General features: G+C 31.2%; 20 protein-coding genes. 19 read left to right on the top strand and 1 reads right to left on the bottom strand.

Going from position 1 to position 21,395, the window contains the following annotated elements; translation table 11 throughout:
• The first annotated feature begins 127 nt into the window (after window positions 1-127).
• The 18 genes from ACZ5N4_RS16210 (at window position 128) to ACZ5N4_RS16125 (ending at window position 18,889) form a co-directional block, all read left to right on the top strand.
• Window positions 128-892: a DUF2087 domain-containing protein gene (locus ACZ5N4_RS16210; RefSeq protein WP_464203537.1), complete on the top strand. Its 765-nt coding sequence runs from the start codon at window positions 128-130 to the stop codon at window positions 890-892.
• A gap of 30 nt (window positions 893-922) precedes the next feature.
• Window positions 923-1,366: an NUDIX domain-containing protein gene (locus tag ACZ5N4_RS16205; protein WP_464203536.1), complete on the top strand. Its 444-nt coding sequence runs from the start codon at window positions 923-925 to the stop codon at window positions 1,364-1,366.
• An 86-nt stretch (window positions 1,367-1,452) separates the two neighbouring features.
• A complete protein-coding gene (locus ACZ5N4_RS16200; RefSeq protein WP_464203535.1) occupies window positions 1,453-1,845 on the top strand; it encodes a helix-turn-helix transcriptional regulator in 393 nt (130 codons plus the stop codon).
• Between the two features lie 15 nt (window positions 1,846-1,860).
• Entirely contained in the window at window positions 1,861-2,268 is a 408-nt protein-coding gene (locus ACZ5N4_RS16195; protein WP_464203534.1) for a DUF2000 family protein, read from the top strand.
• Window positions 2,269-2,576: 308 nt separating this feature from the next.
• Window positions 2,577-3,140, top strand: a complete 564-nt coding sequence (locus tag ACZ5N4_RS16190; RefSeq protein ID WP_464203533.1) for a cysteine hydrolase family protein — start codon at window positions 2,577-2,579, stop codon at window positions 3,138-3,140.
• 312 nt (window positions 3,141-3,452) lie between these two features.
• Complete coding sequence (locus ACZ5N4_RS16185; RefSeq protein WP_464203532.1) at window positions 3,453-4,247, top strand: glycerophosphodiester phosphodiesterase; 795 nt, start codon at window positions 3,453-3,455, stop codon at window positions 4,245-4,247.
• 407 nt (window positions 4,248-4,654) lie between these two features.
• Window positions 4,655-5,611, top strand: a complete 957-nt coding sequence (locus ACZ5N4_RS16180) for a MerR family transcriptional regulator (RefSeq protein ID WP_464203531.1) — start codon at window positions 4,655-4,657, stop codon at window positions 5,609-5,611.
• Window positions 5,612-5,970: 359 nt separating this feature from the next.
• Window positions 5,971-7,341: a sigma-54 interaction domain-containing protein gene (locus tag ACZ5N4_RS16175; RefSeq protein ID WP_464203530.1), complete on the top strand. Its 1,371-nt coding sequence runs from the start codon at window positions 5,971-5,973 to the stop codon at window positions 7,339-7,341.
• 494 nt (window positions 7,342-7,835) lie between these two features.
• Window positions 7,836-9,011: an acetyl-CoA C-acetyltransferase gene (locus tag ACZ5N4_RS16170; RefSeq protein WP_464203529.1), complete on the top strand. Its 1,176-nt coding sequence runs from the start codon at window positions 7,836-7,838 to the stop codon at window positions 9,009-9,011.
• A gap of 28 nt (window positions 9,012-9,039) precedes the next feature.
• The gene (locus ACZ5N4_RS16165; protein ID WP_464203528.1) at window positions 9,040-9,822 is read left to right on the top strand and encodes a short-chain-enoyl-CoA hydratase; all 783 of its coding nucleotides are present in this window, start codon (window positions 9,040-9,042) and stop codon (window positions 9,820-9,822) included.
• Between the two features lie 13 nt (window positions 9,823-9,835).
• The gene (locus tag ACZ5N4_RS16160; protein WP_464203527.1) at window positions 9,836-10,975 is read left to right on the top strand and encodes an acyl-CoA dehydrogenase; all 1,140 of its coding nucleotides are present in this window, start codon (window positions 9,836-9,838) and stop codon (window positions 10,973-10,975) included.
• 18 nt (window positions 10,976-10,993) lie between these two features.
• Window positions 10,994-11,776: an electron transfer flavoprotein subunit beta gene (locus tag ACZ5N4_RS16155; RefSeq protein WP_464203526.1), complete on the top strand. Its 783-nt coding sequence runs from the start codon at window positions 10,994-10,996 to the stop codon at window positions 11,774-11,776.
• 16 nt (window positions 11,777-11,792) lie between these two features.
• Window positions 11,793-12,815, top strand: coding sequence for an electron transfer flavoprotein subunit alpha/FixB family protein (locus ACZ5N4_RS16150; protein WP_464203524.1), 1,023 nt, complete (start codon window positions 11,793-11,795; stop codon window positions 12,813-12,815).
• A gap of 180 nt (window positions 12,816-12,995) precedes the next feature.
• The gene (locus tag ACZ5N4_RS16145) at window positions 12,996-13,844 is read left to right on the top strand and encodes a 3-hydroxybutyryl-CoA dehydrogenase (protein WP_464203523.1); all 849 of its coding nucleotides are present in this window, start codon (window positions 12,996-12,998) and stop codon (window positions 13,842-13,844) included.
• Between the two features lie 413 nt (window positions 13,845-14,257).
• The gene (locus ACZ5N4_RS16140; RefSeq protein WP_464203522.1) at window positions 14,258-16,516 is read left to right on the top strand and encodes an EAL domain-containing protein; all 2,259 of its coding nucleotides are present in this window, start codon (window positions 14,258-14,260) and stop codon (window positions 16,514-16,516) included.
• Between the two features lie 21 nt (window positions 16,517-16,537).
• On the top strand, window positions 16,538-18,163 hold the full coding sequence (locus tag ACZ5N4_RS16135) for a thiamine pyrophosphate-binding protein (protein WP_464203521.1): 1,626 nt from the start codon (window positions 16,538-16,540) through the stop codon (window positions 18,161-18,163).
• Between the two features lie 4 nt (window positions 18,164-18,167).
• On the top strand, window positions 18,168-18,539 hold the full coding sequence (locus ACZ5N4_RS16130) for a carboxymuconolactone decarboxylase family protein (protein ID WP_464203520.1): 372 nt from the start codon (window positions 18,168-18,170) through the stop codon (window positions 18,537-18,539).
• 152 nt (window positions 18,540-18,691) lie between these two features.
• Window positions 18,692-18,889 (top strand): hypothetical protein, encoded by a 198-nt coding sequence (locus ACZ5N4_RS16125; RefSeq protein WP_464203519.1) that lies wholly within the window; start codon window positions 18,692-18,694, stop codon window positions 18,887-18,889.
• A gap of 163 nt (window positions 18,890-19,052) precedes the next feature.
• Here ACZ5N4_RS16125 and ACZ5N4_RS16120 read toward each other — a convergent pair whose 3' ends face one another.
• Entirely contained in the window at window positions 19,053-19,625 is a 573-nt protein-coding gene (locus tag ACZ5N4_RS16120) for a cyclic nucleotide-binding domain-containing protein (protein WP_464210978.1), read from the bottom strand.
• Between the two features lie 323 nt (window positions 19,626-19,948).
• Between ACZ5N4_RS16120 and ACZ5N4_RS16115 the strand changes: the two genes are divergently transcribed.
• Window positions 19,949-20,767: a purine-nucleoside phosphorylase gene (locus ACZ5N4_RS16115; RefSeq protein ID WP_464210976.1), complete on the top strand. Its 819-nt coding sequence runs from the start codon at window positions 19,949-19,951 to the stop codon at window positions 20,765-20,767.
• Window positions 20,768-21,395: the final 628 nt, after the last annotated feature.

Raw genomic sequence — 21,395 nt, 5'->3', positions numbered from 1 at the left:
CGTATTAAAAAGTATATGTTCCAATAACAAATAAACTTAATTCGAAAAAGTTTATTTATATATAGACAAAATTGAAAAATGTGCATATAATTAACGTATAAACAAATATAAAAGAGGTGTTGAGAATATGAATAATAGAGAAATATTTTGGGATGCAACTATAGAAGATGTAAAAAAAGGCTTCATTGAGAGTGATGAGCATTATAAATGTATAATTTGTGAGGAGGAATTTACAAAGGGAAGAATATATGAAATAGATTCTATACTTTATGATTCAAGGAAGGCAACTGAGCTTCATATAGAGAAAATCCATGGTTCAACATTAGAATATTTGCTAGGAATGAATACCGCTTTTACTGGCATATCTGAGGTTCAGCGAGATGTACTTGTATTAATAGCTTCAGGCTTAACTGATAAGGAAATTGCTTTAAAGCTAGGAGTTGCGCAGTCTACTATAAGAAGTCATCGTTATAAATTGCGAGAAAAAGAAAAGCAAGCAAGATTGTTTTTAGCAATGATGGAGCTTATATCTAATGACGCAAGAAAAAAGGTGAATATACTAGATAAAGAGGTTTTGTGTGATGCCCATAAAACAGCAACTACCATAGATGATAGATATAATACTACTGACAAAGAACGAGAGAACACTATTAAAAATTATATGGATGAAAATGGAGCAATAAAGACCTATCCAGCTAAAGAAAAAAATAAGATAATAGTTCTATCTGAAATAGTTAAGAATTTTTCAAAAGGAAAGAAATATTCCGAAAAAGAAATAAATAGAATTTTAAAAAGAGTATATGATGACTATGCTACTATTAGAAGAGCTTTAATAGAGTATGGGTTTATTGAGCGCTCTAATGATTGTAGCACTTACTGGATAAAGGAATAACTTAGTGTAATTTAAGGGGAGGGAATACTTATGATACAAAAAATTGATAACATTTACCCAGGAGTTGCAATAATTATTTTTGATGAAAATAGAAAAGTTCTACTACAAAAACGTGCAGATGTAGGACTCTGGGGATTACTTTCTGGACATGTAGAGCCAGGCGAAAGTGTAAAGGAAGCTGCTGTTAGAGAAGTATGGGAAGAGACAGGATTAGATATTCGTATTACTAGGCTGATTGGTGTTTACTCAGATCCAAAGTCACAAGTTTTCAAATATCCTAATGGAATTACAACACATTTTATAACTACGTATTTTGAGGGAGAAGTAGTGGGAGGACAAATAAATGCTTCTTCACCTGAGACTCTTGAATTGCGTTATTTTGCAATAGATGATCTGCCAACAGATATTTTACCGATGCATCCTCAATGGCTGAAAGATGCTCTTTGTCAGCAAGAAGCAGCTTTTATTCGTTAGTAAAAATACAAACGTAAAGAAGATTCTTGTAATATATTTTTATATAGTACCTTTATATATAAGAAATAAGATTTATATTTGAAAAAATGAGGTGTAGTGAATTACTTTTATCTCTTGCAGATAGCTTTACTCAAACTAATCTTTGTAGAAGTTACAAGAAAGATAATGCTCTAATTATAAAAGCAAAGGATATGATTTGTTGTAACTTAAAAAATGTACTAAGACTTGATGACATTTGTAAAGAGCTTGATATGTCAAAATTTAAGTTTATCAGATTATTTAAAGCTAATACTGGAATCTCACCATACCAATATTTTCTTAACTACAAGGTAGACCATGCAAGGAAGTTAATAGAGAAAAATAGAGATGTTTATTCAGCAGTAGAAGAATGTGGTTTTGTTGATTTAACGCATTTAAATAAAAATTTTAAAAGCATATATGGAATAACACCATTTGAATATATGTCACACTTAAATTGAGGAGGAGTTTCTAAGATGGAATTTGCTAACAAGATAGTAATTATAATCAGAGATGACCTTTTGGTATGGCAAAAACTAAATGTTACAGCATTTTTAATGAGCGGAATTGGCGGGACACAAAATATTATCGGAGAACCTTATGTTGATGGTGACGGGGTAGCTTACCTTCCGATGTCACAACAACCCATTATGATTTATTCCGCAAGTAATCAGGAGTTGAAAGAGATACTGAAAAAGGCTCTTACTAAAGAAGTTAAGATGACTATTTATACTGAAGAAATTTTCAAGACCTATAATGATACGGACAATCGTGCAAAAGTTGCAGAGTATAAAACTGATGACTTAAACCTTGTAGGTATTGGAATGATAGGCAAGAAGAATCATATTGATAGGATGACAAAAGGACTTAAACTACACGATTAGATAAGTAGAGCATTATAATGCTTATTAAGACGTATTTTTCTTATATTCCGAGAAAAGAATGCAACAGAAAGATTTAGGGGGAAACAACCGAAAGTAAAAATGAAAAGAGAAAACCAATATCAAAATGCGCCGTAAGATAAAAACTTAATGGCGCATTTTTAGTTCAGAAAAATGTTATAGGTTGATGCGTTGATGCATCGAATGATATCATTCGAATATAGAGCATATTTTATAAAGGTAGATTCACAATTTTTATATTGATTAAGTCAAAATGGTATGATATGACATAAGAAAGTGATGGTGAAATTATGGAAAATAAAAAGTACCACAGCCCACAAAAAGCATTATTAGTAATAGACATTCAAGAAGACTATACTGGAACAACAGCAAAATCTCCATATCCCTACAAAGACTCTGAGAGATTGATTACAACAGTGAATAAGATAATAGAGGAGGCATCCAAGAAGAATATAATCACTGTATATATTCGTCAAGAATTTGACGGTTTTTTTGGTAGGATGCTATCGAGAGTCGTTGGACATGGAACAGCTATCAAAGGAAAACCAGGAACTGAGTTTGATAAACGAATCAATATCATGTCCAACCATTGTTTTTCAAAACCAATGCCAGATGCGTTTTCTAATCCTAAATTTGAGGCTTTTTTAGCTGAACAACAAATTAACAAACTATATATTGTTGGACTAGATGCAGCAGGGTGTGTTTATTTTACAGCAAAGGGAGCCTTAAAACGAGGATACAATGTCTCTATCATCAAAGACGGAATTGTCTTACTAGCTGAAAACAAATGGGGAAACCTTTTAAAGAAGTTTAAACAGGATGGTATTACTCTTATATCGAGTAATGAATTTTAGGATCTTTTCATTTTTAGGTACTTTTTTGTTCGTAATAACGATACTTCTTGATTTACTTTCCTCGGTAGTTCTACATCCGTAGAATTCTAGCCTCCTTATATGTGTCATAATGTTAATTGAAACAAACGTAGGCAGTTTTTGTTTTTAAAAAGAACTATCACAGAATTATTTGAAAAATGATTTAACCATTACCGATATATAATATATAATGGATAATAAGAACTTAAATTTTTTGTAGTAACCTGTAATTTTTATTTAGATTATGGATAATTTTTGTAATAAGTGGATGCTGTAGCAGAAGGAGAGTTAATTATGATAAAAAGGGCACTGGTTATATTTGTAGTTATTATGGTTTCTATTATGGTCGCTGATAATTACTCTGGTAAGAGATTTACCGTTAAAAGTAAGAATGTAAAAATAATAGGTCATAGGGGAAGTAGTAAACGTGCGCCTGAAAATACCGTAAGCTCTATTTTGTGTGCGGCAGAAGATAAGGCAGATTATGCTGAGTTGGATGTACAGGAAACAAAAGATGGGGTAGTTGTATTAATGCATGATAAGAACTTAAAAAGAGTAGCAAAGGTGGATAAAAACCTCTCAGACGTAGCATATAAAGATATAGAGAAGCTAGATGTAGGGAGCATTTATTCAGAAAAGTTTAAAGGTGAAAAGATACCTACACTAGATCAAGTTATAAAGGCATCAAAAGGAAAAATTAAATTAGATATTGAAATTAAGAGCTATAAAAATGATACGGACTTACCAAGAAAAGTTGTGCAACTTATTGAAGATAATAATTTTATAGATAATTGTTTAGTATGTTCCTTTGATTACCGCACGCTGATAAAGGTGAAAAAGCTAAATCCTAAAATTAGGACAGGATATATCACAGCTTTGAATAAAGGAGACAAGTTAAATCTAGAATATGTTGATTATTATAGCATTTACTATCCTAAAGTTACTAAGAGTATAGTAGAAAAGCTCCATAAAAATAATAAAAAGGTGCATGTATGGACAGTAGATAATGTAGATGATTGGAGAAGGCTTATTCAGATGGGAGTTGATGACATAATTACTAATTGTCCAGGTGCTTTGAAAAGTATTTAATATAACATAAAGCGGTAAAACTACCGCTCAGATAAGCAGGCATCCAAAATCTTAAGCAGATATCCCAAATCTATGATTTGGAGATAGTCGCTTACTCAGCGAGTACTCATTCGACGAAAGGAGAAGGAGTTTCATTTTGTTCAAAAACCTTATGCTTTGCATAGGGTTTTATTATAGTTCATAGGTAGTTAGTAGATTATAATGGTGTAATTCATTTGTTGGAGCTACATCGGAATGGTAAAATATATCAAAACAATTTAAAGAATTAGATGCAATACTTTTTTATAGTTTAAAATGAGTTTGATTTTAAATCAAGTGTTATAAAAAATATTGACTTGTACCTTACAGGCACCATTAGAATAAAATTAAAGAAATGAAATTTCTTAGATTTATGGGAGGTATACAATATGAATATTAAAATTGCATCAGAGAAAACTGGTTTAACCAAAAAGGCTATTAAATACTATGAAAGTGAGGGATTAATTAATCCTTCAAAAAAATATGAAAATAATTATAGAGAATATTCCGAGGATGATATTGTTAAACTGAATTTAATTGGAGCACTGAGAGCTTTAGATATATCAATTATAGATATAAAAGATGTGGTTGTAGGTAAAAAAAGTTTGACTGAAGCTTTAATGGCTGCTCTAAAAAAAATAGATGAAAGTATAAATCATCTGGGAAAAAGTAAATTAATCATTGAAAGTCTTATAGAAAAGAATCTAAATGATTACAAAGCATCAGGAGAACAAATTAGAAAACTAAGGGAAACATTAGAATTATCTATATATGATAAAAAAGAGTATATATCAAATATCTTACTTAGAATATTTCCAGGAAACTTTGGACAGATATTTGTTACTATGTATGAACCTTTTTTAATGATTACCATTGATAATGATGAAAAAAAGAAAACATGGCTGAAGCTTGTGGAATTTTTGGATTCTGTAGACGAAGTAGATGAAAATGATTATTTAATAAAAGAGTTTAATAAATCATCAGATACTTATAAATTAGATGAATTAAAAAAAATGATGGATTCTCAAATTAAAGACTTGTTAAATTACGATGAAAACACTAAGAATAACATGGTAAATCATCAAATTGAATTTGCAAAATCGCTAAAAGAGAACGAAGAAGTTAAAGAGAAATTTATCAAAGATATTGAAAAAACAAAGCAAATAATGAAGGTAATTGGATCAATTCAAAAAGATTTTGAAGAGTATTTATGCCTACTTAATAAAGATTATAAAAAATATAGAGAAAATACTACAAAGATGTTGTCTGACGTTAATGAAGCAGTAAAAGATAGACTAGGATTTACAACTAATGAATTAATAAAAACGTTCAATGAAAAAAATTAAAAAATCAGGCTATATTAGACTATGATATTAATCTTCTTATTTCTTCAGCTACTAAAAGTTATACACTATTGAAAAAACACTAAGAAACGCACTTTAATTATTTAATAAATTAGAGTGCGTTTTCTACTTTGCCCCTGGTTATACAGATGCTACCTTTACTCCTATTAAGCTCATGATTTTTGTTTAAAATTAAACAAAATATATACAATCATGGAAAAATAGAAAAATAAGGATTATAATATAATGCAATAGGATATACTATTGTAATTATTTTTTAGATAGCATAAAGATAAATGTATATGTAGGGTAAAGGGAAATAGTTTTTTAATATAAATTCAGTTAGGTGGTGAGCTATAAATATGTATAAGAAAAACATTTTAAAAAACGACAGTATAATTTTAAATATTATAATGGACACGCTTTATGATGGTATTATAGCTATTAATAAAGAAGGTTTCATTACAATGATTAGTAAAGGTTATGCTATGATTTTTAAAAAGAAAAGAGAGGATATTATTGGGAAGCACATAACAGAAATAGTTGAAGAAACAAGATTACCTAGGGTAGTCAAAACTGGACAAGCTGAAATAGCAGAGTTGCTAAAAATAGATAGTCAATACTTAATTGTCAGTCGTATACCTATTGTTAAAGATGGGGAAGTAATTGGAGCCATTGCAAAGATTATATTTAAAAGCATAAAAGATTTAAATGATATGCATGAACATATAAACGCAATGAAAAAACAACTTAAAGGATTAACTAATAATATATCCGCATTAAATAGAACAACTTATTCCTTTGATGATATCGTTGGAGAAGGGGTATTAATAAAAAGTGCAAAAAGATTTGCTGAAAAAGCTGCATGGAGCTCTTCAAATGTTTTACTATTAGGTGAAAGTGGGACGGGTAAAGAACTTTTTGCCCATGCTATTCATAAGGAAAGCAGAAGAAGGAATGGTGCTTTTATCAAAGTTAACTGCGGAGCTATTCCAGGAGAACTTCTTGAATCTGAACTCTTTGGATATGAAGGTGGTTCTTTCACAGGGGCAAAAAAAGAAGGAAAGATAGGTAAATTTGAATTAGCAGATGGTGGTACTATTTTTTTAGATGAAATAGGAGATATGCCAATATATATGCAGGTTAAACTTTTAAGAGTACTTCAGGAAAAGGAAGTTGAAAAAATAGGGTCAGATGGTCCTAAAAAAATAGATGTAAGAGTTATAGCAGCCACTAATCAAAATTTAGAACAATTAGTGAAAGAAGATAAGTTCAGAAAGGACTTATTTTATAGATTGAACGTTTTAACAATTAACGTTCCATCATTAAAAGAAAGAAGAGAAGATATTGAAACAATAGTTTATCATATTATTAATAAAATAAGTAACAAAGTAAGTAAATATATTGAGGGGATTTCAAATGAGGCTTTGGAATATATAAAAAGTTACAGTTGGCCAGGAAATATAAGAGAACTGGAAAATGTACTTGAAAGAGCAATAACAATTATTGAAAATGAAACAGTAATAGATGTAAAACATCTTCCTTCTAAAATAACAGAAATAAGAGAGTGTAAACCTGTTAGAAATCTTCAAGATATATTAAATGATACAGAAAAAGAAGCAATTTTAAATAGTATTAGTGTTGCGAAGGGAAATAAATCAAAGGCAGCACAACTTCTAGGCATAAGTAGATCAAGTTTATATGAAAAAATGTCAAAGTTGCATATAGATTAGAGTGACAAAATTAAAACTGAATTTACTATGTGTTAAGCGAGAAGATAAACTCAATTGATATTAGGAAGCTCCAAAAAATATTTTTTTGGGGCTTTTAGTTATATATTTAACAATTTGTTTATTTTTGACAGTTATTGTACGGAAAACTATACATTTTAAAAAAGTGAAATTGTTATAAATTTATCAATTGTATAGAAATGTAGACAACTTTAGATTGAAATTGTCTTGAATATAACACAAATATTAAAAGAAATACTGATTTTGTTAAATATTATATTTAATTAAAATTGTAGAAAGGCTAAATTACTGGTTTTAATAAGTAAAATATCTTTGGCAAGGTATTTGCTATATCTATTTCGGGATACAAAAATTATATTTCAAATCTTTCAAGCATATATATTTTATATCAGCTTATAGTATTGATAACATTTTCACATCAATAGTATAAGTTAACAAAGTAACATTTAAATCAATAGAGGGGGAGGAGATTAAAAATGAGAGAAGTAGTTATAGCAAGTGCAGTAAGAACGGCTATTGGATCCTTTGGAGGGACTTTAAAGGATGTAGCAGCAGTAGATTTAGGTGCTGTAGTAATAAAAGAAGCTTTAAATAGAGCAGGAGTTAAAGGTGAAGCTGTAGATGAAGTAATAATGGGAAACGTTTTACAAGCGGGACTCGGACAAAATCCAGCTAGACAAGCTATGGTTAATGCAGGTCTTCCGGTTGAAGTTCCAGCAATGACTATTAATAAGGTTTGTGGCTCAGGTCTAAGAGCAGTTTCTCTGGCTTGTCAAATAATAAAAGCTGGAGATGCAGATGTAATTGTAGCTGGTGGTATGGAAAATATGTCAAAAGCTCCATATCTTTTAAATAATGCAAGATGGGGACAAAGGATGGGTAATGGAGAGTTTGTTGACGAAATGGTAACTGACGGTTTAACAGATGTATTCAATAAATACCATATGGGAATAACTGCAGAAAATATAGCTCAGCAATGGGGAATAACCAGGGAAGAGCAGGATAAATTTGCTTTAGCATCACAAAAAAAAGCTGAAACAGCTATAAAAGAAGGAAAATTCAAGGATGAAATAGTTCCGGTAGTTGTTAAAAAGAAAAAACAAGAAATAATATTTGAACAGGATGAATTTCCAAGATTCGGTGCGACAATTGAAGCTTTAGCAAAATTAAAACCAGCTTTCAAAAAAGAGGGTACAGTTACTGCTGGCAATGCGTCAGGAATAAATGATTGTGCAGCAGCAATAGTTGTAATGAGCGCAGAAAAAGCTAAAGAGCTTGGAGTTAAACCTCTTGCTAAAATAGTTTCTTATGGACAAAGAGGTCTTGAACCATCAATAATGGGTTACGGACCATTCCATGCAACTAAGATAGCATTAGATATGGCAAATTTGAAAATAGAAGATATAGATTTAATTGAAGCTAATGAAGCATTTGCATCTCAAAGTTTAGCTGTTGCTAAAGACTTAAAGTTCAATATGGACGTAGTAAATGTAAATGGTGGAGCTATAGCACTTGGACATCCAATTGGAGCGTCAGGAACGAGAATACTTGTAACACTATTACATGAAATGGCAAGAAGAGATGCTAAAAGAGGCCTTGCAACTTTATGTATAGGTGGAGGAATGGGGACCGCTCTTATAGTTGAAAGATAGCAATCTTAAAATATAGAGGAGGATTAACATGGAATTTAAGAATATAATTCTTGAAAAAAATGATAAAATTGCAACCATATCTATTAACAGGCCTAAAGCATTAAATGCTTTAAACTCGGAAACCTTAAAAGAACTTGATTGTGCTGTTGACATGGTAGCTGAGGATGAGGGAGTGTATGCAGTTATTTTAACCGGTGCCGGTGAAAAGGCTTTTGTTGCTGGTGCAGATATCACAGAAATGAAAGATATGTCAGTAGCTGAAGGAAGAAAATTTGGAATGCTTGGAAATAAAGTATTTAGAAAATTTGACTTGTTAGATAAACCTGTAATAGCTGCAGTGAATGGATTTGCACTTGGAGGTGGCTGCGAACTTTCTATGGCTTGCGATATAAGAATTGCATCAACTAATGCTAAATTTGGACAGCCTGAAGTTGGTCTTGGAATAACACCAGGTTTTGGTGGAACTCAAAGATTAGCAAGAATTGCAGGAATGGCAGTAGCAAAAGAGTTAATTTTTACAGGAAGAATTATTAAAGCTGAGGAAGCTCTTAGAGTTGGTTTAGTGAATAAGGTTGTTGAACCAGATAAAGTTATGGAAGAAGCTATAAGCTTTGCAAATACAATAGCAGCACAAGCTCCCATAGCCGTTAAGTATTGTAAAGCTGCTATAAATAGAGGTATGCAGTGTGATATAGAAACAGCACTTATGTATGAATCAGAAGTGTTTGGAGAGTGTTTTGCAACTGAGGATCAAAAAGAAGGTATGACAGCCTTTGTAGAAAGAAGAGAAAAAAGCTTTAAAAATAAGTAGGAGGTAATTTCATATGAATTTCGCACCAACAAAGGAACAAGAATTAGTAAGACAGATGGTTAGAGAATTCGCTGAAAAAGAAGTTAAACCAATAGCATCTGAAATAGATAGAACAGAAGAGTTTCCTATGGAAAATGTAAAGAAGATGGCTAAGTATGGAATGATGGGCATTCCATTTTCAAAAGAATATGGTGGAGCAGGAGGAGACACTCAATCATATATTATGGCAGTTGAAGAGTTATCAAAGGTATGTGCTACAACAGGTGTTATACTTTCAGCGCATACTTCATTGTGTGCTTCATTAATAAATGAATTTGGAACAGAAGAACAAAAACGAAAATATTTAGTACCACTTGCAAAGGGCGAAAAACTCGGTGCATTTGGCTTGACAGAACCAAATGCAGGTACTGATGCAGCAGGACAACAGTCAGTTGCAGTTCTTGAAGGAGATCACTATGTGTTAAATGGATCAAAAATATTCATAACTAACGGTGGAAAGGCTGATATATTTGTAGTATTTGCTATGACTGATAGAAGCAAGGGCGTTAAGGGGATATCCGGATTTATAATTGAAAAAGGATTCCCTGGATTTTCAATAGGAAAAGTAGAAGATAAGATGGGTATAAGAGCATCATCAACAACTGAGCTTATATTTGAGGACTGTATAGTTCCAGCTGAAAATTTAGTTGGAAAAGAAGGAAAAGGCTTTGGCATAGCAATGAAAAGTCTTGATGGAGGAAGAATTGGTATAGCAGCTCAAGCATTGGGAATAGCTGAAGGAGCCTTTGAAGAGGCAAAAAATTATATGAAGGAAAGAAAACAATTTGGTAAATCACTTGATAAATTCCAAGGTTTAAGCTGGATAATGGCAGATATGGATGTTGCTATTGAATCCGCAAGACATCTTGTTTATCTTGCTGCATGGAAGAAAGATAACAAACTTCCATATAGCGTTGATGCGGCAAGAGCAAAACTTCATGCTGCAAATGTTGCTATGGATGTTACTACTAAAGCTTTACAGTTATTTGGTGGATATGGATACACTAAAGACTATCCAGTTGAAAGAATGATGAGAGATGCTAAAATAACTGAAATATATGAAGGAACATCACAGGTTCAAAGGATGGTTATTTCCGGAAATATATTTAGATAACGAGGAGGATATTAGACAATGAATATAGTTGTTTGTATAAAACAAGTTCCAGATACAAATGAAGTTAAAATTGACCCAAAGACAGGGACGCTCATAAGAGAAGGAGTTCCATCAATAATGAATCCAGATGACAAGAATGCATTGGAAGAGGCTTTAGCAATTAAAGATAATCACGGGGCACATGTAACAGTAATTACAATGGGACCTCCACAAGCTAAAAATGCTTTGATTGAAGCAATAGCAATGGGAGCAGACGAAGCTATACTTATTACAGATAGAGCTTTTGCAGGTGCCGATACTTTGGCTACTTCTTATGCTCTTGCTAGTGCATTAAAGAGACTTGGCTATGATATAGTGTTTGCTGGAAGGCAGGCCATTGATGGGGATACTGCACAGGTTGGACCAGAAATTGCTGAGCATCTTAATATTCCTCAAGTAACCTATGTCGAAAAGGTTGAAGAAGTAGGAGAAGGATATATAAAAGTTAGAAGAGCTTGGGAAGATGGCTATGAAATAATAAAAGTTAAAACTCCTGCACTTTTAACAGCAATAAAAGAATTAAATATTCCAAGATATATGCATATGTCTAAAATATTTGGTGCTTTTGATAAAGAAATAAAAGTTTGGACTGCAGATGATATATATGTTGATAAAAGCCTTCTTGGACTTAATGGTTCACCAACAAGAGTTATGAAATCAGCAACTAAAGAAGCTAAAGGAAGTGGAGAATTGGTGGCTAAACCAGTTAAAGAAGCAGTAGAGTACACAGTTTCAAAATTAATTGAAAATCACTATATTTAGTTTGGAGGAATCTTAGATGAATATATCGGAACATAAAGGTGTATGGGTATTTGCAGAGCAGAGAGACGGGAAGCTTCAAAAAGTATCCCTTGAACTACTTGGAAAGGGAAGAGAAATTGCAGATAAATTAGGTACTGAACTTACTGCAGTTGTACTTGGATATAATACTCAAGACATAGCAGATAACTTGCTATCCTATGGAGCAGATAAAGTTCTTGCTTGTGACAATAAATTTTTATCACACTATTCAACAGATGCCTATACTAAAGTTATTTGTGACTTAGCTCTGGAAAAGAAGCCAGAAATAATATTCATAGGAGCTACATTTATAGGAAGAGACTTAGGACCAAGAGTTTCTGCAAGATTACACACAGGCTTAACTGCTGACTGTACTGGGCTTGACATAGATCCAGAAACTAATAACCTCATGATGACTAGACCAGCTTTTGGTGGAAATCTTATGGCTACAATAGTTTGTGGAAAGCACAGACCTCAAATGTCAACTGTAAGACCTGGAGTTTTTTCAAGACTAGAAAAAGATAACTCAAAAATAAACCCAGAAAAAATTCAAAAAGTAGATATTAAATTGACAGAAGAAGACATAAGAACAAAGACAGAAGAGGTAGTAAAGCTTTCAAAAAATATAATGGATATAGGAGAAGCTTCAGTACTTGTATCTGGTGGAAGAGGCGTTGGAAATGCAGAAAATTTCTCGATGCTTGAAGAGCTTGCTAAAGTTTTAGGTGGTACAGTAGCTGCCTCAAGAGCCGCTGTAGATATTAATTGGGCTGATAAGGCTATTCAAGTTGGACAGACTGGTAAAACTGTAAGACCTAAATTATATATTGCCTGTGGAATTTCTGGTGCAATTCAACATTTAGCTGGAATGCAGGACAGTGAATTTATAATAGCTATTAATAAAAATCCAGATTGTCCTATAATGAAGGTTGCAGACCTTGCGATAGTTGGAGATTTAAATAAAGTTTTACCAGAACTAACAGCTAAAATTAAAGCTCATAAAGAAGAAGCTGCCATATAGTAACTTTGTTTTTAATGGCATGTTTTTAGATTAGAACGTTGATTTGAAAAAAACAGTGTATCTAAGGCTTGAATTAGTGAAGCGGACATGCCATTTATATAATTTTTATCCGATAAGAATCAAATGGAGTTAAAACCCCATTTGATTTAAGTTTCATTTTATAAATGGGGGGGAAGTTAAATGAAAAAGATATGTGTATTAGGCGCAGGTACTATGGGAGCAGGTATTGCACAAGTATTTGCAGCTAAAGGATATGAAGTTGTACTAAGAGATATTAAAGATGAATTTGTGGAAAGAGGCATTTCTGGAATAAAGAAAGGTCTTTCAAAATTAGTAGCTAAGGGAAAAATGGCACAAGGAGATGCAGATGCTATAGCTAATAGAATAACAGGAACAACTGACTTAAATTTGGCAGCTAACTGTGATTTAGTAGTAGAAGCAGCAGTTGAAAATATGGATATAAAGAAAAAAATATTTGGAGAGTTAGATGAAATATGTAAACCAGAAACTATACTAGCATCAAATACATCTTCACTTTCAATAACTGAAGTTGCAGCAGCAACTAAAAGAGCAGATAAAGTTATAGGAATGCACTTCTTCAACCCAGCTCCAGTAATGAAGCTTGTAGAAATAATTAGAGGAATGGCTACATCACAAGAGACTTTTGATGCAGTTAAAGAGATGTCAATTTCTATAGGAAAAGACCCTGTAGAAGTAGCAGAGGCTCCTGGTTTTGTTGTTAATAGAATACTTATTCCTATGATAAATGAAGCTTGTGGAATATTAGCTGAAGGAATAGCTAGTGCTGAGGACATAGACAAAGCTATGATGCTTGGTGCAAATCATCCAATGGGACCACTAGCGCTAGGTGATCTTATAGGCTTAGATGTTTGCCTTGCAATAATGGATGTATTATATAAAGAGACTGGAGATTCAAAATATAGAGCTCACTCATTGTTAAGAAAATATGTAAGAGCTGGATGGCTTGGAAGAAAGACTTCAAAAGGATTTCATAACTATGCAAAATAAGCTTTTATTATAGAGTATCTCAAATAAATTACTGCGGGCTCAATGGTTTATTGTTTGAAAAGCTAAAAATATTCATTCTAACGAAGTAAGATAAAAAAGCTAAACTGTAGTCTAAGGACTTACAGTTTAGCTTTTTTATTTTAAGGAAACTTATCTAATATATTTTAGTTATAAAGTAAAATTTCCAAGGGTTTAAGAAATTGAAACTTTGTTGAAAATATAGTTTGTATGACAAATTTTGTTGTATTTACGCCTATATTAATATATAATGGATATAATTGGTTATAAAGATTTAATAATTTTTAACTTTATAAGAGATTAGTAAAGTGTTATATTATAACTTTTGAAAAATATGTTATATTCTAAGTATATTAAAGTTTAGCTATTTTTGCTTTTCAGGAGGAATGTAATTTATGACACAACAAGAATATGAGCAAGAACCAAGGTATGTTATAGAATCAAAAAAAAGATGCATAGAATTGGGTATGGATCCTAATGAGCTTAGAATCCCCAAAGAGATTATGTCAGAATTTAAATTAGAAAATAAAAAAGAAGCTTATGAAGAAATTTTAGATGTAGTAAAATTTTTTAGTAAAAAAATAATAAAGTCATTAGATGGTACCCCTATATTAATAGTAATATCAGATGAAAATGGTTATTTGCTAGATATGGTTGGAGATGAAACAATAAAATCCACTATGACTCAACTAGGTATCAGGCAAGGTGTTCTATTTTGTGAAAATAATTTGGGTACAAATGTAGTCAGTTTAACTCTAAAGCAAAATCATCCAATACAATTAGTAGGAACTAATCACTTTCATACATTTTTACACAACATTGCTTGTTATGGAATGCCATTTCATGATACGGACAGTAATCGCATTTTAGGAAGCATATGTATTATGACAGAAGTGAGTCTTCATAATCCATTTTTTCTAATGACATTAACAACAGTAGTTGATGCTATAGAACGTGAGCTATTACTTAGAAAACAGAATCGTAAGCTTAATATAATGAACCAAATTATGTTAAGCAAAACTAGAAATGCAATTATTATCACAGATGCAAATGGGAAAGTGTTAGAATTTAATGAATTTGCAGAAAAAATATCTGGTTTTGATAAAGAGGAAATAGTAGGGAAAAGTATTTTTGATTCTCCAATAACAGGTGATCTTTTTAAAGATGTATTAAATAATCAAAAACAGTATAAAGATGTTGAGATAAAGTTCAAAAATAATAATAACGAACAATATGTTTGTCTTGTTGATGCGCAATCTATTCATGATGAAAATTTAAATATAATAGGTGCTTTTGGACAATTTAGGGATATTACAGAAAGATATTTAGCAGAGGAAAAATATAATTATTTAGCACATCACGATGAGTTAACTGGACTACCAAATAGACGGTATTTTCATGAAATAATGAATAAATACATTGACAATAAGATTTGCCAATCTAGGAATATGTCACTTGTATTTTTAGATTTAGATAAATTAAAAATGATTAATGATAAGTTTGGTCACTCAAAGGGTGATTTATTAATAAAAGAAGCTGCAAATATACTAAAAGAATGCTTAAACAAAGATGATCATATTTTTCGTGCTGGTGGAGATGAATTTATATTATTATGTTTTGATATTAAAAATAACGAACAAGCAACCGAACTAGCAGAAAAAATTATCAATGCTTTTAATAGAACAATTGTAATTGATGGCCATCAATTACATATAACGCCAAGCTTAGGAATCGTTTTATATGAAGATAATCCAGCGAACTACGAAGATAGTTTAATTTATGCGGATAATGCTATGTATAAAGCAAAATCTAATGGAAGAAATGGGTATGTAATTTACAATTCGATTTTAGAAGAATCCTATAAAGATAAGTTGACACTAAAGATGGATATGGAAAAAGCTTTAGAAAATAATGAATTTATTCTACATTATCAACCACAAGTGGATATACAAAATGGCAAAATAATTGGTGTTGAAGCATTGATCAGATGGAATCACAAAGAAAAAGGAATGATTTTTCCAGATAAATTTATTCCTATAGCAGAAGAAACAGGATTAATTACTAAAATAGGTGAGTGGGTATTAAGAGAAGCTTGTTCTCAAGCTAAGAAGTGGCAAAATATCAATTTACCACTCATAAAAATAAGCGTAAATTTATCAACGCAACAATTTCTAAAAAGTGGTTTAACTAAAGTTATTAAAGATGTTTTATCTGAAACGGGACTTGATCCAATAAATTTAGAACTAGAAATAACTGAAAGTATGACAATGAAAGTTGACTATGCAATAAGAACATTAAAAGAATTAAATGATTTAGGGGTGAAAATTAGTATTGATGATTTTGGAACTGGATATAGTTCGTTAAATTATTTAAAAAAGTTCTGCATTGATTACTTAAAAATTGATAAATCTTTTGTTAAAGATATTATGAATAATGAAAATGATGCAAAGATAGTTGAGACAATTATTTCTATGGCACATAGCTTAGGTTTAAAGGTTATAGCAGAAGGGGTTGAAGATAAAGAGCAATTAAGATTCTTACAATCACGTCATTGTGATTTTGTACAAGGTTATTATTTTAGTAAACCCATACCTGCAGATGTTTTTGAAACGGGATTTTATAATTTACAAAAAACATTTAAAGAAAAATATTAGTTGACATAAGGGGATGGAAGAATGAAAAGTATAGCATGGATCTTAGCATGGCATTTAAAAAAATGGGGAATCGATCACGTTTTTGGTATACCTGGAAAGCCTGTTGTTCCTTTAATTATTGAATTAGACAAACAAGATATCAATTTTATTTTAAATAAACATGAATGTGGCTCAGGTTACGCTGCTGCAGGTTATTCATTAATGAACAAGAAACTAGGTGTAGCTATTGGAACTTCAGGTCCTGGTGGTACAAACTTATTAACCGCTGCAGGGCAGGCAAAAGCTTATCACATTCCAGTATTATTTATTACTGGGCAACAAAATATAAATGATGTTGGGAAAGCATTAGGGCAGGATTCTACTATTTTTGGTACAGATTTAGTTAAAATGTTTGAGCCGGTTACTAAATTTAGTGTTAGAATTGAAAGAGCAGATCAGTTTAAGAGATATTTACAGCATGCGTTGGAAAAAGCTTACTTTGGGGTAAAGGGGCCAGTCCATTTATCTATACCATCTGATATACTTAATGAACAAATAGAAGAATTTGAGCTTGAGTTACCTAATAACATTCCTCAGATAAATTCCTCTAGGTTAGATGAATTTATTGATAAGCTTAATAATGCTAAAAAACCTGTAATTTTAGCAGGTAAGGGTGTTCATTCAAGTTTAGCTTATGAAGAAGTTAAAAATTTATCTGAACTATGGAATATACCAGTTATGACTACGCCAGGTGGAAAGGGGACATTTGTTGAGAATCATCCATTATCACTTGGTGCTTTGGGATTAGGCGGTACAGAAAGATCATCTGAATATATTAAGCAAGAAATAGATTTAATGATTGTAATTGGAAGTAAACTATCAGATATGTCTCTAGTTGGCATATCAACAGAAAATTATCCTAAAGAAGTTATTCATTTAGATTACGATCCTACATTTATAGGTAAATCTCTATCAGTTCAAACACTCCCTATTATAGGTGACATTAAAACAAATTTACAGTTAGTATTAGACAAGGCTAAAGATAGAATAAAAAATGATTATAATTTATTAGAGGAGGAATATGAGATTAAAAATAGTAATAATCATTCTTATATGTCAGCTATTGAAGCTATAGAGATAATAAGACAAGAGTTGCCAGAGGATTCTATTGTTTTTGGAGATGATGGGAGTCATTCATTTTATGCAATAAAGCATTTTAATATCAGAAAACCTGGTACATTCTTTTTTGACGATGTATTTGGAGCTATGGGACATGCTATAGGTTACTCCATAGGTGCCCAATTGGCAAGTTATAATTCTAAAATTATTTGTCTAACCGGTGATGGATGTACTTTTATGCACGGCACTGAAATATCCACAGCAGTAAATTATAATATTCCAGTTACTTTTATAATATTAAATAACGGAAGATTAGATATGGTTGATAAAGGTATGCAAAAGCATTTAGGAAAAGCAATAGGAACCACTTACAATGTACCATTAAATATTAAAAAATTTGGTGAGTCAATGGGAGTAAAATCATATAAATGTTGTAATCGATTTGAATTAAGAGAAGCTCTACAAATTTCAAATTTACATAACGAAACAATTATAATAGAAGTTATGGTTGATCCATATGAAATACCACTAACTATGAAAAGAGGTTAAGGAAATGAATAAAGATTATCAAAAAGGAATTGATATATTAAAAGAAATGACAGATATAAATGGCCAACAGACCATAAAATCTTTAGGAGAGATATTCCCTGATTTTGAAGAAAAAATGATTGCTTTTGGATTTGGTCAAATATATTCAAGAGAAAATTTGGATTTAAAAACAAGAGAGGTTGTAACTATAACGGCTCTTATAACACAAGGTGCATTTGAACAATTAGATTTTCATATAAAAGCAGCGCTTAAAGTTGGATTGAAGCCAGAAGAAATATTAGAAATTATTTTGCATTGTGCAGCATATGTAGGATTTCCTAAGGCTTGCAGCGCTTTAGTAATTGCAGGTGAAATTTTTAAAAACAATAAAGCTTAAATTATAAGATTAATATAAAGTGGAAAAAGGCTATGAAGGAGCTGATTTAAATTGGAAACTTCATGGTCTTTTTTGTGCTTTACATAATATGAACTTTATTTTTAGCGTAACTAACTCTGTAGAATATAATTCCGACTATAAAGGTGATTAAAATGTCAATGTATGAATCATGCATAACAGAAATACAGTTCTATTGTGATGATGATTATGTACTGGAAAGGAAAAACGGATTGAATTTATATAACAAAATATTAGAAAAAATAGATAAAAGTTACCTTAATGATATGGATATTGAGATAATTGCAGCCATGAACTATACAAAGGAGATAGGAAATGAGTTCATTGGATAATAAAAAAATAGATAATTTATTGAAAGAGATGAATAAATAAAAATTTAATACATAAGGAAATGCTTCTTCATATAGATGAGAGTGTAATAGATGCTGGCACAGCTGCAGTGCTTACGAATAAACTACTTCCGCTCTATCAAAATTAAAGCAACAAGTTTAATAATTATTTGTACAGATCAGATGAAATGCATAAGAGAGCATTATAGTCTATAATCTCATAATAAGCTTCTCTCTTTTTTATAATACTTTTTTCACATAATATTTTTAAGCTCCTCAATAGATGTCTGTAACTTGTGCCTAATAACTCGGATACTTCAGTCAAATTCTCATTGAATACCACAATTTTTCTATCCTCAATTTCTATTAAAGTTTTTGACGCTATAATAAAACTAGCTAATCTATTTTCAAGTGGATAGCTTAAATTTATAGAACTATTCTTGGATAATCTTTCTAATTTATTACCTAATGATTCACAAATTAAAAGTAGGAAATTTATATCTTTCATCAAATTTTCTTTGATAATTTTAGTTGATATACCTATGCAATAGCAATCTTTTATAGCTTGAATACTCGATATTGCTGGCACTAATTTTATAATTTCTACTTCTCCAATTAATTCTAATGGACTGTAAAAACACACAAGCATGTTTTTACCATTTTTTAATGTTGTGTAAACCTTCGCCTTACCTCTTACAAAAAATAAAAGATAATTTGTCTCCTCGCCTTCTTTACAAATATGTTATCCTTTTTTAAATAATATAAGTTCTAAGTAAGTTGGTATATCTCCATTAAAAAACTTCTCAATATTGTACTGCTGTATATATCTATTTAGCATAGAAGTATTCTTTATCTTTTTCATAATCAAATTACCTCCATATAATGCTTAGCTCACTTTTTTATTCCATTATGACATATGTCATACACTATATCAATACATTTATGCTACACTACTTTCGACGAGGAGGTTAAAATACAAAATATGTATAATAAAGTTTTAGAGTCAACAGATTATATGATAAATTATGCTTAAAAGTTTAAGGAGGTACTAAAATGAACAATATGTATGATAAAGTTACAGAATCTGCAAGATATATAGGAAATAAGGTTACAAACTTTAAACCTGAAATTGCAGTTATTCTTGGTTCAGGATTAGGTGATTTAGTAAACGTATTAGAAGATAAAGAATATATAGATTACAAAGATATTCCAAACTTTCCTCAATCAACAGTTGAAGGTCATGAGGGTAGATTAGTATTTGGAAGGATAAAAGGAATAGATGTATTAGCAATGCAAGGAAGATTTCATTACTATGAAGGATATACTATGAAAGAAGTTACTTATCCCGTATATGTAATGCAGCAATTAGGTATAAAAAAACTTATAGTTACCAATGCTTGCGGAGGAATAAATACTAGTTTTAATCCTGGCACACTAATGCTTATAAAGGATTTCATAAATTTATTTGGAACTAATCCACTAATTGGAGTTAATGATCAAAGATTTGGACCAAGATTTCCTGATATGTCTGAGCCATACAAACTAGAATTGATAGACAAAGCAAAAACATTAGCTGATGAACTTGGTATTGAATATAAAGAAGGAATTTATGCTGGTTTTATGGGCCCTTACTATGAAACAGCCGCAGAAATAGTATCTATAGGCAGGCAAGGGGCTGATGCTGTAGGAATGTCAACTGTTCCTGAAACTATAGCTGCTAATTATCTAGGAATAGATGTGCTTGGCATAGCGTGCATTACAAACATGGCCACAGGAATACAAAAGTATAAACATTCACATGAAAGAGTTGTAGCAACAGCTAAAAAGGTTTCAGCGGACTTATGTACCTGGGTAGCTAAGATAATAGAAAATGTAGAATAGGAACTTATGTAGATGGAGGTTCTTGGGAAGTTTAGGTTAAGCAAAAACAATTGAAAAGAAATACAGAGCAAATGTAATAGTACTAAAATACCAGAGCAACCTCTGGTATTTTTCATATTGATTAAAAACGTCTATGTTTTAAAACATAGGCGTTAACTTATCACTTAATATATTATGCAGCAGTATTGCATATTCCAATATATGGATTATGAATAATAATAATCTTACTATTCATTTAGAAAATACTTTGAAAATAGAATTCAAAAATACGCTGAACCCCCTTTTGTTTTCATTGTTATGCAATTATGTTAAAATCTAATTGATGGAAAAATTGGTCGAGGCATAGATACTATTGTCGATATAAGTGATATAGATATCCAACTTCGATAATTGACTTAATCAAGGTATTCATAGGGGTACATCTGACAGTACATTTAATGATTTTATGTTAGCTCTTGACGAAGCTGCTTTAGAACTTCAACAATCTTGAATACTGTTTGAGCACAGCGAGTTTATTTAAGATTGTTGAGGTTCTTAGCAGCAAGCCCTAGAGATAACTAAAATTATTAACAGTACAGAAGAGGTACCCCTATGAATATCTCTAATAAGTCAAGCACCCAAGTTGGAT

The sequence above is a fragment of the Clostridium nitrophenolicum genome, from assembly GCF_055391695.1.
This window is presented reverse-complemented; position numbering and strand designations above follow the sequence as displayed.

Bases quoted from the DNA above. Each gene is read 5' to 3' on its own strand.
- ACZ5N4_RS16210 (WP_464203537.1), top strand. From the start codon at position 128: ATGAATAATAGAGAAATATTTTGGGATGCAACTATAGAAGATGTAAAA.
- ACZ5N4_RS16205 (WP_464203536.1), top strand. From the start codon at position 923: ATGATACAAAAAATTGATAACATTTACCCAGGAGTTGCAATAATTATT.
- ACZ5N4_RS16200 (WP_464203535.1), top strand. From the start codon at position 1,453: ATGAGGTGTAGTGAATTACTTTTATCTCTTGCAGATAGCTTTACTCAA.
- ACZ5N4_RS16195 (WP_464203534.1), top strand. From the start codon at position 1,861: ATGGAATTTGCTAACAAGATAGTAATTATAATCAGAGATGACCTTTTG.
- ACZ5N4_RS16190 (WP_464203533.1), top strand. From the start codon at position 2,577: ATGGAAAATAAAAAGTACCACAGCCCACAAAAAGCATTATTAGTAATA.
- ACZ5N4_RS16185 (WP_464203532.1), top strand. From the start codon at position 3,453: ATGATAAAAAGGGCACTGGTTATATTTGTAGTTATTATGGTTTCTATT.
- ACZ5N4_RS16180 (WP_464203531.1), top strand. From the start codon at position 4,655: ATGAATATTAAAATTGCATCAGAGAAAACTGGTTTAACCAAAAAGGCT.
- ACZ5N4_RS16175 (WP_464203530.1), top strand. From the start codon at position 5,971: ATGTATAAGAAAAACATTTTAAAAAACGACAGTATAATTTTAAATATT.
- ACZ5N4_RS16170 (WP_464203529.1), top strand. From the start codon at position 7,836: ATGAGAGAAGTAGTTATAGCAAGTGCAGTAAGAACGGCTATTGGATCC.
- ACZ5N4_RS16165 (WP_464203528.1), top strand. From the start codon at position 9,040: ATGGAATTTAAGAATATAATTCTTGAAAAAAATGATAAAATTGCAACC.
- ACZ5N4_RS16160 (WP_464203527.1), top strand. From the start codon at position 9,836: ATGAATTTCGCACCAACAAAGGAACAAGAATTAGTAAGACAGATGGTT.
- ACZ5N4_RS16155 (WP_464203526.1), top strand. From the start codon at position 10,994: ATGAATATAGTTGTTTGTATAAAACAAGTTCCAGATACAAATGAAGTT.
- ACZ5N4_RS16150 (WP_464203524.1), top strand. From the start codon at position 11,793: ATGAATATATCGGAACATAAAGGTGTATGGGTATTTGCAGAGCAGAGA.
- ACZ5N4_RS16145 (WP_464203523.1), top strand. From the start codon at position 12,996: ATGAAAAAGATATGTGTATTAGGCGCAGGTACTATGGGAGCAGGTATT.
- ACZ5N4_RS16140 (WP_464203522.1), top strand. From the start codon at position 14,258: ATGACACAACAAGAATATGAGCAAGAACCAAGGTATGTTATAGAATCA.
- ACZ5N4_RS16135 (WP_464203521.1), top strand. From the start codon at position 16,538: ATGAAAAGTATAGCATGGATCTTAGCATGGCATTTAAAAAAATGGGGA.
- ACZ5N4_RS16130 (WP_464203520.1), top strand. From the start codon at position 18,168: ATGAATAAAGATTATCAAAAAGGAATTGATATATTAAAAGAAATGACA.
- ACZ5N4_RS16125 (WP_464203519.1), top strand. From the start codon at position 18,692: ATGTCAATGTATGAATCATGCATAACAGAAATACAGTTCTATTGTGAT.
- ACZ5N4_RS16115 (WP_464210976.1), top strand. From the start codon at position 19,949: ATGTATGATAAAGTTACAGAATCTGCAAGATATATAGGAAATAAGGTT.